The organism is Vibrio sp. 10N.222.49.C9 (genome assembly GCF_041474985.1).
Taxonomy (GTDB): Bacteria; Pseudomonadota; Gammaproteobacteria; order Enterobacterales; family Vibrionaceae; genus Vibrio; species Vibrio crassostreae_C.
The window spans coordinates 1-248 of record NZ_JBFRVD010000475.1; the positions used below are offsets into that span (position 1 = coordinate 1).

General features: G+C 45.6%; 1 pseudogene. It reads right to left on the bottom strand.

The features are described from left to right. A pseudogene (locus AB4585_RS24055) lies at positions 1-248 on the bottom strand (trigger factor); the annotation flags it as partial.

The window sequence follows — 248 nt, forward strand, 5'->3', positions numbered from 1 at the left end:
CTTGCTCGATAAGAGCAGAAGGAACAGTGATGTCGTTTTCTTTAGCAAGGCCGTCGATTGCTTGATCTTTGATGCGAGTCTTAACAGCTTGCTTAAGTTCACGCTCCATGTTCTTGCGTACTTCAGCTTTAAGTGCGTCAACACCGCCTTCTTCAACACCGAACTTAGCAACGAACTCGTCAGTAAGCTCTGGAAGCTCACGAGCTTCAACTTTGTTCACTTTGATAGAGAACTTAGCGTCTTTACCC